This is a genomic window from Chryseobacterium sp. CBo1 (genome assembly GCF_001693475.1).
GTDB classification, from domain to species: Bacteria; Bacteroidota; Bacteroidia; order Flavobacteriales; family Weeksellaceae; genus Chryseobacterium; species Chryseobacterium formosense.
This window is the reverse complement of record NZ_MAUH01000010.1, coordinates 1-16,696: the sequence shown is the minus strand read 5'-3', so window position 1 is coordinate 16,696 and position 16,696 is coordinate 1. Positions and strand designations below refer to the sequence as shown.

The 16,696-nt window shown below is 35.9% G+C and carries 14 protein-coding genes; 5 read left to right on the top strand and 9 right to left on the bottom strand.

Annotated elements, in window-relative coordinates; all coding sequences use genetic code 11:
* Nucleotides 1-153: 153 nt before the first annotated feature.
* The 6 genes from BA768_RS07665 to BA768_RS07640 form a co-directional block, all read right to left on the bottom strand.
* Nucleotides 154-2,067, bottom strand: a complete 1,914-nt coding sequence (locus BA768_RS07665) for a S8 family serine peptidase (RefSeq protein ID WP_065720300.1) — start codon at nt 2,065-2,067, stop codon at nt 154-156.
* A gap of 257 nt (nt 2,068-2,324) precedes the next feature.
* Nucleotides 2,325-3,116: an IS3 family transposase gene (locus BA768_RS07660; RefSeq protein WP_410493498.1), complete on the bottom strand. Its 792-nt coding sequence runs from the start codon at nt 3,114-3,116 to the stop codon at nt 2,325-2,327.
* A 155-nt stretch (nt 3,117-3,271) separates the two neighbouring features.
* Nucleotides 3,272-3,493 (bottom strand): transposase, encoded by a 222-nt coding sequence (locus tag BA768_RS21760; RefSeq protein ID WP_410493497.1) that lies wholly within the window; start codon nt 3,491-3,493, stop codon nt 3,272-3,274.
* Nucleotides 3,494-3,587: 94 nt separating this feature from the next.
* The gene (locus BA768_RS07650) at nt 3,588-4,163 is read right to left on the bottom strand and encodes a DUF6705 family protein (protein WP_123947080.1); all 576 of its coding nucleotides are present in this window, start codon (nt 4,161-4,163) and stop codon (nt 3,588-3,590) included.
* 214 nt (nt 4,164-4,377) lie between these two features.
* Nucleotides 4,378-4,953 carry a DUF6705 family protein gene (locus BA768_RS07645; protein WP_065720298.1) on the bottom strand — a complete coding sequence of 192 codons (576 nt, stop codon included), beginning with the start codon at nt 4,951-4,953 and terminating at the stop codon, nt 4,378-4,380.
* Between the two features lie 9 nt (nt 4,954-4,962).
* Nucleotides 4,963-6,555 carry a hypothetical protein gene (locus BA768_RS07640; RefSeq protein WP_065720297.1) on the bottom strand — a complete coding sequence of 531 codons (1,593 nt, stop codon included), beginning with the start codon at nt 6,553-6,555 and terminating at the stop codon, nt 4,963-4,965.
* Between the two features lie 154 nt (nt 6,556-6,709).
* Here BA768_RS07640 and BA768_RS07635 point away from each other — a divergent pair, with 154 nt between their 5' ends.
* Complete coding sequence (locus tag BA768_RS07635) at nt 6,710-7,075, top strand: helix-turn-helix domain-containing protein (RefSeq protein WP_065720296.1); 366 nt, start codon at nt 6,710-6,712, stop codon at nt 7,073-7,075.
* A gap of 174 nt (nt 7,076-7,249) precedes the next feature.
* Entirely contained in the window at nt 7,250-7,942 is a 693-nt protein-coding gene (locus BA768_RS07630; protein WP_123947079.1) for a hypothetical protein, read from the top strand.
* 97 nt (nt 7,943-8,039) lie between these two features.
* Here BA768_RS07630 and infB read toward each other — a convergent pair whose 3' ends face one another.
* From infB to rimP, 3 genes are all read right to left on the bottom strand, one after another.
* Complete coding sequence (gene infB / locus BA768_RS07625; protein ID WP_065720294.1) at nt 8,040-11,042, bottom strand: translation initiation factor IF-2; 3,003 nt, start codon at nt 11,040-11,042, stop codon at nt 8,040-8,042.
* A 77-nt stretch (nt 11,043-11,119) separates the two neighbouring features.
* A complete protein-coding gene (gene nusA / locus BA768_RS07620) occupies nt 11,120-12,355 on the bottom strand; it encodes a transcription termination factor NusA (protein ID WP_034677945.1) in 1,236 nt (411 codons plus the stop codon).
* A gap of 16 nt (nt 12,356-12,371) precedes the next feature.
* Nucleotides 12,372-12,839 carry a ribosome assembly cofactor RimP gene (gene rimP, locus BA768_RS07615; RefSeq protein ID WP_034677944.1) on the bottom strand — a complete coding sequence of 156 codons (468 nt, stop codon included), beginning with the start codon at nt 12,837-12,839 and terminating at the stop codon, nt 12,372-12,374.
* Nucleotides 12,840-13,120: 281 nt separating this feature from the next.
* Here rimP and BA768_RS07610 point away from each other — a divergent pair, with 281 nt between their 5' ends.
* The 3 genes from BA768_RS07610 to rfbA all read left to right on the top strand — a co-directional run bounded on the left by BA768_RS07610 (nt 13,121) and on the right by rfbA (nt 16,487).
* Nucleotides 13,121-14,443: a UDP-glucose dehydrogenase family protein gene (locus tag BA768_RS07610; RefSeq protein WP_065720293.1), complete on the top strand. Its 1,323-nt coding sequence runs from the start codon at nt 13,121-13,123 to the stop codon at nt 14,441-14,443.
* Nucleotides 14,444-14,532: 89 nt separating this feature from the next.
* A complete protein-coding gene (gene rfbB / locus BA768_RS07605; protein ID WP_034677942.1) occupies nt 14,533-15,612 on the top strand; it encodes a dTDP-glucose 4,6-dehydratase in 1,080 nt (359 codons plus the stop codon).
* 11 nt (nt 15,613-15,623) lie between these two features.
* Entirely contained in the window at nt 15,624-16,487 is an 864-nt protein-coding gene (rfbA, locus tag BA768_RS07600; RefSeq protein WP_034677941.1) for a glucose-1-phosphate thymidylyltransferase RfbA, read from the top strand.
* The last annotated feature ends 209 nt before the right edge of the window (nt 16,488-16,696 follow it).

The window sequence follows — 16,696 nt, the reverse complement described above, 5'->3', positions numbered from 1 at the left end:
AAACACCATAATAAATATTATCTAAAATTAAATTATGTTCAAATTATTATCAATTATCTTATGTAATGTAAAATATGCAAATATCAAAAAAAGACACTTACTATAAGTAAATACTTATAGTAAGTGTCTTTTTTATTATTTAGATTATTAAACTTAATCTTTTATAAATTTAAAGCTTTGCTCCCTAGCTTGTTGATCTTTATATATAATCATATAACTACCTTTGAGTAAATCTTGCACAGAAATCTTTCCATTTTTTATTATTTCTTTTTTAACAATTTTACCAGATAAATCCAAAACAACTACTGTAGCTTCTACATTGTTGCTATTAGTAAAATTCAACCAATCTTGTGCTGGATTAGGATAGATTTCAATTTTATTCTCTTTCAGAGTATTTTCATTGGTTGCCAATGTAGCAATATTTCCACCAGTTGCAATTAATGTATAATTCTGAGTGCCACCAACCAGACTTCCTTTGTGGGTAACAGATATTGTATAGTTCCCCGAAGGTAAAGGAATATCAACTCTCTCAAAATTATCTACATTATTAGTAGAATTATTGGTAGGACCATCCAAAACCTGAGTCATCCCTTGCATTTTCCAAGGATAATAAACGGTACCAGAAGCAGAGGTCACCTTTACATCCAGATCATTTACAAGATATTTAGTAGTGGGATCTACCGTTCCAGAATTCTGCACTTGATATTCGGGATCTGTCCAAGAAATTGAAACTTTTAAAGGTGTTGTCCCATTAGATGATATAGGTTTTGTAAAAGTCGCACCATTTGTAAGAGTTCTTTCTTCCATTATGGTTCTATTTGCACTTAAATTTTTATCTCTAATGGTTTTTGCAGCGTTTTCTGCATTAATTAATCCCCATCCAAACTCATAGTCAGGACCATCATAAACACCAGCTTCATCTGCCGTGTGCATTATTAAACCCTTTACCGTCGCTGCTTTCATAAAACTTGAATAAAGCTGGTTATAATACTGTTGTAGAAGCAACACTACCCCTGTTACACCTGGAGCTGCCATGGAAGTCCCAGACATAAATCCGGTACTGGTATCCGACCCAGACGTTGTAGAAAAAACATTTACCCCTTTCATAGAAATCTCAGGCTTAATTCTTCCATCGTCTGTTGGGCCATAGCTACTAAAGCTAGACATAACAACACTATTAGGCCCTGTATAATTTTCAACATTACCAACAGCAGCAACCGTCAAAACATTTTTAGCAGTTGCCTTACCACCAATCATATCATATCCAAATTTTGCTGATAGTTGAGTTACATAGGGCACAGAAGTATCATTTCGACTATTTCCCGCAGCAAAAACAGGTAAATAATATTGGTTATTGAAGCACAATGCATCTGTCAATTTTGCATCAGAAGAATAAGCACCTAAAATCCAAAGTTGGTTATTACTGTTAAGATCCGGTCCATAGGAATGATTAGAAACAAGAAGTCCCCCAGCTGCTTCCCCGAGCATTTCATCTAAATCACCATTCCAATCATATGAAGAAATAGATGCATTAAATGCTAAACCTCTTACGGCCGGATTAATACCTTGTGCAGCAATAGTCCCACCTACGTGTGTTCCATGGTTGGAAATAGCCGCACCATCAAAAGAAATCACTTTTGACACACTACTTACCATAAACTCTTGATGAGTACTTCTTACGCTTCCACCATCCCAAACTCCTGCTCTCATATTTTGCCCTTGAATATTTAGACCCAAAGTACCTCCACTATATAATCTATTAGCTCTGGCGGTTACTGCAGCCCCTTCATTATAAGTTTTCACATAAAGAGGTTCACCATTTGGTAAAATATCAATTAGCTCTTTCAAACCCGTATCACCAAATCTTATAATTCTATTCGTATTAGGATTATGATTTAAATAGTTTGCAATTCTTATGTTTCTCTGATGAGCTTCATATTTAAGCTCTTGCATCAACGAATTATTTGCATTTTGATCCGATTGTTGAGCTATTTTTTTTCTTTCTTCAGTCGTTTGTCCATAATAAAAACTTGACAGAAGTATAAGTAGTAGATATGTTTTTTTCATTTCTTTTTTATTAAAATGCTGATTATTTTATTAATACATATAAGATTAGCAAAATTCATAAAAAAAAATTAATTACACAATAATAATTACAATAAACTATTAGCTAATTAATAAAATATAAGTTTAGAGAACCTTACTAATATTTATTATTAATTATATCTTAATTTCATAGCATATAGTAATAATGATTTCCGAAATAATTTTATACAGTTTAATCTGAACTTGCAACTATTTTTGAGACAAAATTTATATACTCCTTATGCTACATTTTTAGATTGATTAGACATTAAATTTTGATACTCTCTTATGGTTAAATTTCCTAAAGCTGAATGCCTTCTCTGGGTGTTGTAAAATGTTTCTATATATTCAAACACAGAGTTTTTGGCGTGGTCTCTAGTTTCATATTTCTTTTGATAGACAAGCTCGGTTTTCAGAGTTTTGAAAAAGCTCTCCGCTACAGCATTATCATAACAATTTCCTTTTCCACTCATGCTTCGAGTAATATTTTTTCCGACTATTGATGTAAATTCTGTACACGCATACTGTATCCCTGTGTCTGAATGGAAAATTAAATTGTCTTTATCTTGTAAAGGACGGTGAAGCCGTGCCATTTTCAAGGCAGCAATACTTGTATCCTGAGCCTTCATCGTCTCACTCAATGACCAGCCTATAACTTTTCTGTCATATAAATCAATGACCGTCGTGAGATACAACCAGCCCTGACCTGTCCGGATATAGGTAATATCAGAGACCCAGACCTCTTTACTGCTTTTAACCTGAAAATTCTGATTCAGATAATTTTCAACAACAGGGTATCGATGAGATGAGTTGGTAGTCTTCTTAAATTTTTGCTTTACAATACATCTCAAACCTCTTTCCCTCATCAGCTTTGCTACAAAAGGACGTGAGCCTCTCATTATTCCCTTTGCTTCCAGTTCCCTGACAATCCTGGGGCTCCCCTGCCACGGCTCCAATGATAGATACTGAAGATCTCCGCAGATAAAACAGTTCTTCTTTCTGATCGCATAGTAGGTTTTCTTTTCTTCCAATGATAGAAACTGCTCCTGTTTACCTTTAATACCTCACACATCTTCCCGACAGGAAACACATTAGCGTGTTCTTTGATAAATTTATATCTTACCCGTCTCTCTTGGAGAAGATGCCTACCGCCTTTTTTAAGATGTCACGTTCTAGCTTTGTTTCTTCAAGTTCCCTTCGAAGCCTCAGTAGCTCTTCTTATAGGATCGGAGGAAATTTGCTTTTCCTTTGTAAGCTTACCTTCTTTGTGAAGCTTTCTCCAATTGACTAAACTTTCTTTGCAAATCCCCAATTCTTGAGCCACTAGGGATACATTGCCTCGCTGCTTACTTAATGATACTGCTTGTATCTTAAACTCTAAACTGTAATTTTTTCTGATCTTTTTCATACTCTTAAAGATAAAGAGTATAAGAATTGTGTCCTAACAAAGTTAGCAACTCCAAAAAGAGGCTGTCTCAAAAGTTAGACAGCCTTCTTTATTCTTATTGTCTCGTTAGTAAGATCTCCTGTTGTTGAGGAAAAGTTGTTGTGAAAGTACTTGGGCAATCGCCTACTACAATATCTTTATCCGACCAGTATATAATCGTCATTTGATTGGGAGTACTTGGATTTATTTTCAGAAAAATAGAACCTGAATTCATACAGCCTTTTGTATAAGGACCTGAAAAATGCATTTCGTAAGATTGTAAATTTGTTGTAAGCCCTAATCCTGAAAAAAGGATTTTATTATCATCCAGCTCATTAAAATTATCAAAAATAGTTAGAGGCAGATTTCCTGTTGTTATTATTCTTAGTCTTCCTTTTATTCTATCTCTTTTAAATCCTGTAAAATCTTCATATAAATATTTATTGAATTTAATTTCATAAGTTCTCCCATTATAAGAACCTTTCCATATTCCTACATATTTATCTAATGTATTATTAATGTCTTTTACATATATAAAGTTTCTCGGACAATTTGGATTGTCACGACACTGGGCTGCTTCTTCCAAAGATACTGTTTGAGATTTACAAGATAAAGCTATAAAAGCTAAAAGTATTGTTATTATATTTTTCATAATTGTATTTTATATAGTAGGACAAGGGTTTGGTTTCTTTATATCGTTTTCAAGATAAATTTCTGTATTTCCGGTGCTTTCCACTTTGTAAAGTTTCAAGCCCTCTAATGGCATTTTATCTCTCAGAAATTTTAAAAACTCTGTCTCAAATTTTTCTACATTATATAAAATATTTAAAATAATGACAAAAACCTCTTCGCAGAGGCTTTTAAATTTATTGCTTGGTCAGTACGATATCCTTAGGAAAGTTAACCGGCCAGTCGTCATGTTCTTTTACATAATTATAATGCTGACAATTTGAGTCTAAATAATTGGGCTCGTATTCCATATGCAAAGTCATTTTTGCAACAGGTACTGTCTCGAAACTTGTAATATCTAAGGTTGCATGAACACCGCACATATTATCTGGATAAAACCTCAGCCTTTTCCAATTACCATTTACTAAACTTTTAAAAATACCGTAAAATTCAGAAGAATTATAATTAAAATTGGAAATTTTGTCAATTTCTATAACTCCATTGGAATTGATGATTTTTCTCCCACCAACAATTCTATCAATGTAGTAAGAGCGAACGCCAGGAGAATATGCTTTGTGTTTTCTTAAATCTAAAAAAATGATTTTCCCGTTCCAGTTTCCTTTCCATACACCGACATATTTATCAAGTTCGTTGTTAACATCTTTAATATATGCACCATCAGGAACATCTCCTGGGCTTGTTCCCAGAGGATAAATTTGACAAGATATTAAACTTGATAAGCAGATAAATAATAATATTATAATATTTTTCATAATTGTATTTTATATAGTAGGACAAGGGTTTGGTTTTTTTGTGTCGTTTTCAAGATAAATTTCTGTATTTCCTGTGCTTTCCACTTTATAGAGCTTCAAGCCATTTAATGGCATTTTGTCCCTCAGAAACTTCAAAAACTCTGTCTCAAATTTTTCTACATTATAGACTTTCTGAGGAACTACGCTTGTGAGAGTCGCATCTAATTTTTCATTGTAATCATTTGCTAATTTTTTTAATTCCTCTTCAGTATATGTAGGCAGAGGAACAAAATCGGTTCCGTCAAAGATAATCAAATAATTTCCGATGGGTGTTACCACGGTTGCAGTGAGTGTTTTCAGGTCAATTTTTTCTGCCGGTGCCAGAGCAGGGTGAGCGTTGTAATCTTTGATGGCTTTTAGCCATTCGCTGAAGTTGCTTATATCTTTCGGAGAAAATACAGGATGCAGATTTTTATAGTGGGTATGCATTGCCGAGCGCAAATATTGTGTAATATGTATTTCTACACTTCTGGCGTTTACAGACCCTGTAAAATATTTATTTCTGGGTTCATTAGAATTTGCAGGCGGATCACTCACGGTATAAGCTACTTCATAATCTAAATTGGTTTTTCCCTGTAAGTCTAATAAATTGGCTTTGTAATCTGTATCATTTATAGTTTTTTTTACTCTGGCACATGGTGTTGTGATATTTGGTTTTACAGGAACAGTTATTTGCGTCACCACACCATTTCCACACTCCATATTAATATTTGTGGTAGGATCTATTGGTGCTGTAAATACACCATTTTCAGAACACGACCCGGATGTAGAACCACCGCCGCCTCCCGGAGTTCCTACCGGATTATCGATAGACTCTCCCGGTCCTGCAGCATTAAAGGGATTGCCTTCCCCGTAGATCCAATCGCATTTGTACACCGCTACAGTATAATATTGAGAAGTAATCGCTGCATGGCATGTACCGCCCATCTCAGTTGGCAATTCACCATTAGAATGCACATTATCACTACAGGTGGTAAACTGTGCTTCTTCAGTCCATCCGCAGGTAATTCCTGTAATTTCTTTACCCTGCAGATTACCGTTGTTATAAGTACCTTTTTCTAGTTCAGTGATCTGTACTTTACCGTGGGTATTGATGGCTACTCCGTTTTCAGCCTGTAGTTTTTCTGCGGGAGTCAGATTGTAGGTTACCAAAAGTTCTTTATAAGTACCATCAGGAAGCGGGGTAAGAACCAGGTTTTCTACCGGAGCATCTGCAGGATCATTCGCTTTGGTAATATGAAAAGTGTAAGTGTGGTAATTAGGGCCGTTTTCAATATAGATCACACTTTCAGTGTCGATCGAAACTCCGTTTCCGTAATTAACGATTTTTCCCTGAGCATTGGTGTTAGAAAAAGCCTTAAACTTAGCCTCTGCTTTTTCCAGTTCGGGAAGAAGCTTTGCTTTGTGCTTAGATTCATCAAGCGAAATTCTTTTGGAAGTGAGCTGAAATTTGGCGCCGTTATTAAAAGTTTCGGCTTCGGGGAATTGGTCTGTACGGCAGGAGAACGCCGAGAAACCGACCACAAGAATCAGGCAAAGCCTGAGAAATAGATTTTTCTTCATAAATCATTTGGTTTTTAAAAGGTTAAATATAAAAATAATCCTGCAACAAATATCTTAAAACAATGAATAAATTTTCTACAACTTTGGTTGTAAAACACCTGAATCTTAGTTGTTTTTTTGAATTTTTCTTTACATTAGCATAAAATTACACAGTATGACTTTGGGAACCAAACTCAACAAGCTAAGAACAGGGCGTCATCTTACTCAGGTGCAGATTGCAGAAAAGCTGCACATCTCGCAAAATGCTTACAACAAATGGGAGAGCGACAAAGCAAAACCGGCGATGGAAAATCTGATGAAGATTGCAGATTTTTTTGAAACCGATGTGTATGATCTGTTGGATGAAAAATCTATTGTTCAAACAAATAATGATAAGTCTATTGGCTACATTGAAGGTGAAGTTACCATCAATAATAATACATCAGAAGAATTATTAGAAAGTATTATCAAAAACCAGCAGGATATTGCACGCCTGGTAGAAACCCAAACCAAGCTGATAGAAAATCTTTTGAAGAAATAAATATCCCTCTTCTTTGAAAAAAATATAGTAAAACTCAAAAACATATGGATAAGTTTTAACAAATCACTACCATAACTATCTAATAGAATGAATATTAGTGGAAATCCAAAATCTAACCCAACTTGTTTTAAATTTTGTACATTTACTTAAAATAATATTAAAATATATCGAACAATGAAAAAAATAATTCTTAGTGCATTAATGATAACATCCATATCAGTAATGTCACAACAATCATTCAATTTACCAACCAACAATGGTGCATTTTTACCTATGGACAATTGGTTGCTAAATAAAGTAAATTCTAATTCGGGCAAGAGTTTAACATATGATGATATTAAAGGAACTCCTTATCACAGCAAAGGATATTCTGTGGCAAAATTTTCTGGGACAACAGAAACTGCACCAGCGAGATATAACAGCTATAGTGATCAGGTAGAATTCAGTAAGGACGACAAGGTATTTGTATTGCCAAAAAATGATGCATTTGCAAAAGTTGTATTTGAAAATCCGAAGGAAGTTTTAATTAACCTGAATACTAATGACGATTTATCAGGATATTTCTTTGAATTGGTTGACGGTAAAAATATGCTCTATAAAAAAGTGAAAACTAAATTTGTAGACGCTGTAGCCTCAAATAATCCGTATGCCTCTAGCGAAACACCTGCTTCTTTTAAGCAGTTAGATCCTGTTTATTACATTAAAACAGAAAATGGATTTATTAAAAAACCTAAAAACCAAAAAGAAATAATTGCTCAATTTCCTGACAAAAAAGATGCTCTGAACACTTTCCTTAAAGAAAATAAAATAAAATTTGATAAGGAAGAAGACTTAAAAAAATTAGTTCAGTTTTTGAATAAAAATTAATTGATCAGTTTCTTTTAACAAAAACAGATCAATTTTAAAACAACCCCGCCCGCATCTTCGATGCGGGCGGGGTTTTATAATATATTACAAAATTAATTTACTTCAATTTCTTCTTCACAGCAACTTCTTCATATACTTCAAGAATGTCGCCTTGTTCAATATCATTATAACCTTTAAGGTTTAGACCACATTCGTAGCCTTTGGTCACTTCTTTTACGTCGTCTTTGAAACGCTTCAAGCTTTCAAGCTCACCGTCGAATTTCACGATTCCGTCTCTCAGTAATCTTACTTTAGACTGTCTTGTTACTTTTCCGGTAAGAACCATACAACCTGCAATCGTTCCGACTTTAGAAATCTTGAATACTTCACGGATCTCAACGTTACCGATTACCTGCTCCTGAATTTCCGGAGAAAGCATTCCCTCCATCGCTTCTTTTACTTCATCGATTGCTTTATAGATTACAGAATACGTTCTGATCTCAATTTCTTCACGGTCTGCAAGATCTTTGGCATTCGCACCGGCTCTTACGTTGAATCCAATGATAATCGCATCAGATGCTGCCGCTAAGTTGATATCAGATTCAGTGATCTGCCCTACACCTGAGTGAAGGATTTTCACGCTGATCTCTTCTGTTGATAATCTCTGTAACTGATCAGAAAGTGCTTCCACAGAACCATCCACGTCACCTTTAAGGATAATGTTCAATTCTTTGAATTCACCTAAAGCAATACGTCTACCCAATTCTTCAAGTGTCGTATGTTTCTTGGTTCTGATTGATAATTCTCTCTGTAACTGCTCTCTCTTATTAGCGATTGCTTTACCTTCACTTTCGTCAGCATAAACACGGAATTTATCACCTGCTGTAGGCGCTCCGTCCAATCCTAAGATCGTTGCCGGAATTGAAGGACCCGCTTCTTCAAGGTTTTTCCCTCTTTCATCCAGTAAAGCTTTTACTTTACCGTGGTTTTTACCTGCTACTACATAATCACCAACTTTTAAAGTTCCGGTTTGCACCAACATTGTCGCTACATACCCTCTTCCTTTATCTAAAGATGCTTCAATAACAACTCCGTTTGCTGTACGTTCAGGATTAGCTTTCAGTTCTAACATTTCAGCCTGAAGTAATACTTTCTCTAATAAAAGATCCATATTATTACCCATTTTCGCTGAAATTTCCTGAGCCTGAACATTTCCACCCCATTCTTCCACCAAAATATTCATTCCGGAAAGTTGCTGACGGATGTTGTCAGGATTTGCATTCGGTTTATCTACTTTGTTGATTGCAATAATCATCGGTACACCTGCAGCCTGAGCGTGAGAAATTGCTTCTTTCGTCTGAGGCATCACATCATCATCGGCAGCAATCACAATAATTGCAATATCGGTAACCTGTGCACCTCTCGCTCTCATTGCGGTAAAGGCTTCGTGACCCGGTGTATCTAAGAATGTAATTCTCTGACCATTTTCCAGCTTCACATTGTAAGCTCCGATGTGCTGAGTAATTCCTCCAGATTCACCAGCGATAACGTTGGTTTTTCTGATGTAATCCAGCAATGAGGTTTTACCGTGATCAACGTGTCCCATTACGGTAACAATCGGTGCTCTCGGCAATAAGCTTTCTTCAGTATCTACTTCATCTTCAGAGTCTGTATCTTCAAGATCAGCATCAGAGAATTCGATCTTATAACCAAATTCATCTGTTACCAATAATAAAGTATCTGCTTCCAATCTCTGGTTCATCGTAACCATTACTCCTAAGGAGAAACAAGCAGAGATAACTTCTGTAGGAGAAACGTTCATTAAACTTGCCAATTCACCAACAGTGATGAATTCGGTTACTTTCAATGTTCTGTCTGCAGCATCCATTTCCTGCTGACGCTCATCCTGCTCTCTACGGAAAGTTCTCTTATCTTTTCTGTGTTTAGAAGATTTAGATTTACCTCCTTTATTGGTAAGCTTCTCTAAAGTTTCCTTGATCTGATTTTTAACTTGCTCGTCAGTTAATTCAACAGGCATTGTTCTTTGACCAGGTCTGTTACCACCTTGGCCGCCTCTGTTGAAGCCGGGTCTGTTTCCACCCTGACCACCTTGTCCCGGTGGACGGTTGCCTTGGCTGTTGTTTCCAAAACGGTTTCCACCGCCTTGTCCACCCTGACCGCCTGGACGATTTCCACCTTGGCCTCCCTGACCTGGTGGACGGTTACCCTGACCACCTTGTCCTTGAGGACGGTTTCCTTGACCACCTTGCTGATTGTTTCCACCTTGTTGGTTGTTCCCAGTATTCTGGTTCGGACCGCCCGGTTTCTCAATTCTCTTTCTTTTCTTTTTCGCTCCCGGACCTGGTTTTGGTGCAAACTGAGTTAAATCAATTTTTTCACCGACAATTTTAGGCCCGTCTAGCTTTTGGTAAACAGTTTCTATTTTCTGAGGTTCCTGAGATTCTTCAGGTGCAGTTTCAGGTTTAGCTTCCTGTACTTTTTCTGCAGGTTTTTCAACCGGTTTCGGAGTTTCTTTCACCGGTTCAGCTGGTTTTACCTCAGCTTTTACCTCTTCTGTTTTTGGTTTATCTTTTTTTGCAGGTCTGTTTCTGTTTCCTTCTATCTGAGAAAGATCAATTTTATCCAGAACCTTAAATTCCTGTTTTTCAGGAGTTGCTTTTACTTCAGAAACCGGTGCAACCTCTTCTTTCTTCACCTCTTCTTTTACCTCCTTCACTTCTTCTTTCTTTTCTTCTACCGGAGCAGGTGCAGGAGTTGGTTCTTCTGCAACAGGTTCAGATTTTTTAGGCTCAAGATCTATTTTACCTAAAATTCTGGTTTCTGGTTTTGTATTAGCTTTAGCTCTTATTACTTCAGGGGCTTTTTTCTCTTCCATTTCCAGTTTTTCTTCCGGAACTTTAGAAATCACCACCTCATGGGAAGCTTTACGCTGCTCACCATCTTTGGCAAACTCAGCTTCCAATGCAGAATATGCCGCTTCTTCTAATTGAGCGTTAGGATTGTTTTCAACCACGAAGTCTTTAGACTGTAAAAATTCTACCAGTCTGGACATCGAAATGTTGAATTCCTTAACCGCTTTATTTAATCTAATTTTTGGCATCTATATTATTTACTGTTTTTTTTAATTCTTAAAATTAAAGTATTCTTTTACTGTTTATTAAAATTTATTTCTAAATATTAATCTTCAAATTCCTCTCTCAATATACGTTTCACGTCTTCTATGGTTTCCTCTTCAAGGTCTACCATATTCAGAAGACTTTCTGTATCTTTATCCAACACCGATTTTGCAGTGGTAAGACCAACTTTCTTGAACTCATCCAAAATCCATTGTTCGATATCATCATTAAACTCTCTCAAGTCTACGTCATCATCTTCACTTGCTTCTCTGTATACATCAATTTCGTACCCAGACAACCATGAAGCCAGTCTGATGTTTTGTCCTTGCTTACCGATAACTTTAGAAATCTCTTCAACCGGAGTATACACCAAAGCATAGTTGGTTTCCTCGTTGATGTCAATTTTATTGATGGTAACATTACCTAAAGCTCTCTTCACCATAATCTCAGGGTTTTTAGACCACTGGATCACATCTATATTTTCGTTTCTTAATTCTCTTACAACACCGTGAATTCTAGAACCTTTTACTCCGACACAAGCTCCTACCGGATCGATTCTGTCGTCATAAGCATCCACAGCTATTTTTGCTTTTTCACCAGGAATTCTCACTGCTTTTTTAAGCATAATTGTTCCGTCCTGGATTTCAGGAATTTCTAATTCCAATAATTTCTCCAAGAATTTCGGAGCTGTTCTTGAAATAATGATCTGTGGTTTTGAACCTTTAAAATCTACTGTTTCAACAATCGCTCTGATGTTTTCTCCTTTTTTGAAGAAATCTGAAGGGATCTGATTTTCTTTAGGCAAGATAAATTCGTTTCCTTCATCATCCAATAAGATCACATGTTTGTGACGGATGTGGTGAATTTCACCAATTACGATCTCTCCGATTCGATCTCTGAACTGATCGTACAACATTGCGTTGTTATGCTCCTGCAATTTTGTTGCTAAAATCTGTTTCAGCGTCAAAATATTTCTTCTTCCTAACTGAGCAACCGGAATTTCCATGGTAAAATCTTCACCAACTTCAAAAGTCGGATCAATTTTTTTGGCTTCTGTAATTTCAATTTCAAGATCATCATCTTCAGACATTTCGTCTTCCACGATGGTTTTATTTAAAAATATCTGAAAATCTCCTTTATCAGGATTTACAATCACATCAAAGTGATCATCAGAATCAAATCTTTTTCTTAGCAAAGTTTTTAGAGAATCTTCAATGATCGCCATAAGATCAATTTTACTGATCCCTTTTTCGTCTTTAAAATCACCAAAGGATTCAATCAACGCTATATTATCCATGTATCTTTTTTTCTTTTTAAAATTTAAGTACTACCAATGCTTTCTTTATTTCAGAGTAAGGAATTTCTTTTTCCTCCTCCACATCTACTTTACCTTTACCTACTTCTTTCGGTTTTCGGTAACGCAGTACAAGAGTGACTTTTTCGTCGTCTACTTTCGCCAGTTCGCCTTCGATTTTTGTTGAATCATTAAGCAAAACCTCAATTTCTCTTCCGATATTTTTCTGAAACTGTCTCGGAATCGAAAGCGGCTCGCTTAATCCTGCAGACATTACCTGAAGGCTGAAATCGTGCTCTTCACGATCCATATTAAACTCAATGGCACGGCTCGCATCAAGACAATCCTGCACAGAAACACCGTTGTCTCCATCAAGAATCACGGTGATGTCATCTCCTGCAGAAATCTTTAAATCAATAAGAAACAAATCTTTTCTTGTTTCCAGGAAATCATTTAATAATGTTTCAATATTTTTTCTAAACTCCATATTCTATCATGATCTACCAGTACGAAAAAAGGCTTTCTCTTCGAAGCCTTCTCATTTTTTTCCGTAAATCTTATGCAAATATACTACAATTTTATAAAATACACAAACCTGGTTCATAATCAATAAAATAAGTTTCTTAATAAGATTTACGCTTCCATAATAAATTAATGTTCAGAAAAATCAAAATTTTTAAGCTTACCTTTTGCAAGTTATTATTGATTTAAAAATACAATGAAACAATTTTTAGTATTTTTGTCTCGAATTTTATAAAAACATATATTTTGAATATAACAATAGTAGGAACAGGCTATGTGGGTTTGGTAACAGGAACTACCCTTGCAGAGCTTGGCAATTCGGTTTATTGTGTTGACATCGATGAAAAAAAAGTAGAAGGAATGAAAAACGGCATCGTACCTATTTACGAGCCGAACCTTGAAGAAATGTTCCTGAGAAATATCCAATCCGAAAGGTTATTTTTCACTACCAATTTAAAAGAAGCTTTAGATAAAAGTGAGGTTGTATATCTTGCTCTTCCTACTCCACCCGGAGAAGATGGCTCGGCAGATCTTTCTTATGTACTGAAAGTAGCCAATGATATTGGTGAAATGATGACAGATTATAAAGTGGTTGTCAACAAAAGTACAGTTCCCGTAGGAACAGCCGACAGAGTAAGAGAAACAATTTCCTCAAAAACAACTATCGATTTCGATGTAGTTTCTAATCCTGAATTTTTGAGAGAAGGTTTTGCCGTAGAAGACTCTATGAATCCTGCAAGAGTGGTTGTAGGATCCAGCTCTGATAAAGCAAAAGATATTATGGCAAAAATTTATCAGCCATTTACGAATACAGGAATTCCTATTATCTTTATGGATGAAAAATCGTCTGAGCTTACAAAATATGCTTCTAATTCATTCTTAGCGGTAAAAATTACTTTCATGAATGAAATTGCCAATTATTGCGAAAAAGTTGGTGCTGATGTAGATAAAGTAAGATTAGGAATGGGCAGTGACGACAGAATTGGCCATCGATTTTTATTCCCGGGAATCGGATATGGTGGAAGCTGTTTTCCTAAAGACGTGAAAGCTCTTATTAAATCCGGAAAAGATGATGATTTTAACTTTCAGATTCTTCAGGCTACAGAAAAAGTAAACATTTCACAAAAAGTAATTCTGGTTTCGGAGATTGAAAAATATTTCGGAGGCAACATTAAAGGGAAGAAAATTGCGATATGGGGATTAGCTTTTAAAGCCAATACAGATGACATCAGAGAAGCATCTTCTCTTGATAATATTGCTCTTCTTTTAGAAAAAGGAGCTGAGATTGTCGCTTATGATCTTATCGCCGAAGAAAATGTAAAAAAATTGTTAGGTGACAAAATATCTTATGCCAACACCATGTATGATGCATTGGAGGGATCTGACGCCTTATTTATTGCTACAGAATGGCCAGAATTTAAAAATCCTAATTTTGATCTGATGGCTAAAAAGATGAACAATAAAGCTATTTTTGACGGAAGAAACATGTTCCCGCTTGAAGTTCCGCAGCAGAAAGGATTTTTCTATAAATCGATAGGAAGGAAAACTGTTGGGGAAGAGACAAGATAAAAGTAAAAAGATCCAAGTAAAAGGTTCAGTTTATAAAGTAATTAAATAAATGCCAAAAGCCAGAAGCCAGCGGCCACTAGCATAAAAATATGAAAAACATTATCATTACCGGCGGAGCCGGATTTATCGGTTCCCATGTTGTAAGAGAGTTCGTAAAGAATAATCCGGAATCTACCATCATTAACCTTGATGCTCTGACCTATGCCGGAAATCTTGAAAACTTAAAGGACATCGAAAATGAGCCGAATTATGTTTTCGAAAAAGCAGATATTACAAAACCTGAAGAGTTAAGAAAAATCTTCGAAAAATATAATCCGGATGCTGTCATTCATTTGGCTGCGGAAAGTCATGTTGACAGAAGCATTACTGATCCGATGGCATTTATCAATACCAATGTTAACGGAACGGCAAATCTTTTAAATCTATGCAAAGAATTCTGGACGTTAAACCCGGATCACACGCATGGAAGATTCCCTAATGAAAAAAGAACAAATCTTTTCTACCACGTTTCTACAGACGAAGTGTATGGAAGCTTAGGCGAAACAGGATTCTTTTTAGAAACCACTTCTTATGATCCTCAATCTCCGTATTCAGCCTCAAAAGCAGCTTCAGACCACTTGGTAAGAGCATATGGAAACACTTATGGGATGCCTTTTATTGTATCTAATTGCTCAAACAATTACGGTCCGAATCACTTTCCTGAAAAGCTGATTCCTCTTTGTATCTTTAATATTATTAATGAAAAGCCACTGCCTATTTATGGTGACGGAAAATATACAAGAGACTGGCTATTCGTCATTGATCACGCAAAAGCGATTCATCAGATTTTTAACGAAGCTAAAACGGGAGAAACTTATAATATCGGAGGGTTTAATGAATGGCAGAATATTGATCTGGTAAAAGAATTGATCAAACAGATGGATGAAAAGCTCGGAAATCCTGCAGGTCATTCTGAAAAGCTAATTACGTATGTAAAAGACAGACCGGGTCATGACAAACGTTATGCAATTGATGCAACAAAATTGAATTCTGAGTTGGGTTGGAAACCTTCTGTTACTTTCGAACAGGGTCTCGCTAAAACAATAGATTGGTTCTTAGAAAACAAAGAATGGCTGGAGAATGTAACCAGCGGCGATTATCAGAAATACTACGAAAAACAATACAACTAATAACACAAAAGATGAAAGGTATTATTTTAGCCGGAGGTTCCGGAACAAGACTTTATCCTCTTACCATCGCTGTAAGCAAGCAATTAATGCCTGTTTATGACAAACCGATGATCTATTATCCGCTTTCCACATTGCTTTTAGCAGGAATTAAGGATATCCTGATTATCACAACGCCTCATGACCAAGCCGGATTCATCAAACTTTTAGGTGACGGTTCGCAGATCGGTTGTAATATTGAGTACGTGGTACAGCCAAGTCCGGACGGATTAGCACAGGCTTTCATCCTGGGTGAACAGTTTATCGGAAACGACGCAGCAGCACTCGTTTTAGGAGATAATATTTTCTATGGTTCTGAAATGGGAACTTTATTGAAAAATAAGACCAATCCTGATGGCGGGGTTGTTTTTGCATATCACGTTTCAGATCCCGAGAGATATGGTGTTGTAGAATTTGATGATAATTTTAAAGCAGTTTCTATTGAAGAAAAACCCTTGAAGCCAAAATCAAATTATGCAGTTCCGGGATTGTATTTTTATGATAACGAAGTTGTAGAAATCGCTAAAAACATTCAGCCTTCGCCAAGAGGTGAGCTGGAAATTACCGATGTAAACAATGTCTATTTAAATAAAGGGAAACTGGAAGTCGGTGTTCTAGACAGGGGAACAGCCTGGCTGGATACGGGAACTTTCGATTCTTTAAATGATGCTTCAGAATTCGTAAGCGTTATTGAAAAAAGACAGGGCTTTAAGATCGGATGCATTGAAGAAATCGCTTTCAGAAACGGCTTCATTAATGAAGAAAAGCTTTTGGAGACTGCCGTGAAATACGGAAAAAGCGGTTACGGTGAATACCTGAAGAAGCTTGTTAATAAATAAAAAGAAATAACATCAAATATAAAAAAGCTACTGATCTGTGATCATTAGCTTTTTTGTTGAAAGATAAAATATTAATATATTAACCCGTAGTGCATTATCACACAATAGCTATTTTAATATTATTCATTTTTCTTTTATAAACAAAAACATTTATGAATTGGATAAATGTGAGTGTCATTATTTTACTTAGTATTCTTGTTTTGAATCCA

Coding starts and splice junctions, on each gene's coding strand:
- BA768_RS07665 (WP_065720300.1), bottom strand. CDS start 2,067: ATGAAAAAAACATATCTACTACTTATACTTCTGTCAAGTTTTTATTAT.
- BA768_RS21760 (WP_410493497.1), bottom strand. CDS start 3,493: ATGAAAAAGATCAGAAAAAATTACAGTTTAGAGTTTAAGATACAAGCA.
- BA768_RS07650 (WP_123947080.1), bottom strand. CDS start 4,163: ATGAAAAATATAATAACAATACTTTTAGCTTTTATAGCTTTATCTTGT.
- BA768_RS07645 (WP_065720298.1), bottom strand. CDS start 4,953: ATGAAAAATATTATAATATTATTATTTATCTGCTTATCAAGTTTAATA.
- BA768_RS07640 (WP_065720297.1), bottom strand. CDS start 6,555: ATGAAGAAAAATCTATTTCTCAGGCTTTGCCTGATTCTTGTGGTCGGT.
- BA768_RS07635 (WP_065720296.1), top strand. CDS start 6,710: ATGACTTTGGGAACCAAACTCAACAAGCTAAGAACAGGGCGTCATCTT.
- BA768_RS07630 (WP_123947079.1), top strand. CDS start 7,250: ATGAAAAAAATAATTCTTAGTGCATTAATGATAACATCCATATCAGTA.
- infB (WP_065720294.1), bottom strand. CDS start 11,042: ATGCCAAAAATTAGATTAAATAAAGCGGTTAAGGAATTCAACATTTCG.
- nusA (WP_034677945.1), bottom strand. CDS start 12,355: ATGGATAATATAGCGTTGATTGAATCCTTTGGTGATTTTAAAGACGAA.
- rimP (WP_034677944.1), bottom strand. CDS start 12,839: ATGGAGTTTAGAAAAAATATTGAAACATTATTAAATGATTTCCTGGAA.
- rfbB (WP_034677942.1), top strand. CDS start 14,533: ATGAAAAACATTATCATTACCGGCGGAGCCGGATTTATCGGTTCCCAT.
- rfbA (WP_034677941.1), top strand. CDS start 15,624: ATGAAAGGTATTATTTTAGCCGGAGGTTCCGGAACAAGACTTTATCCT.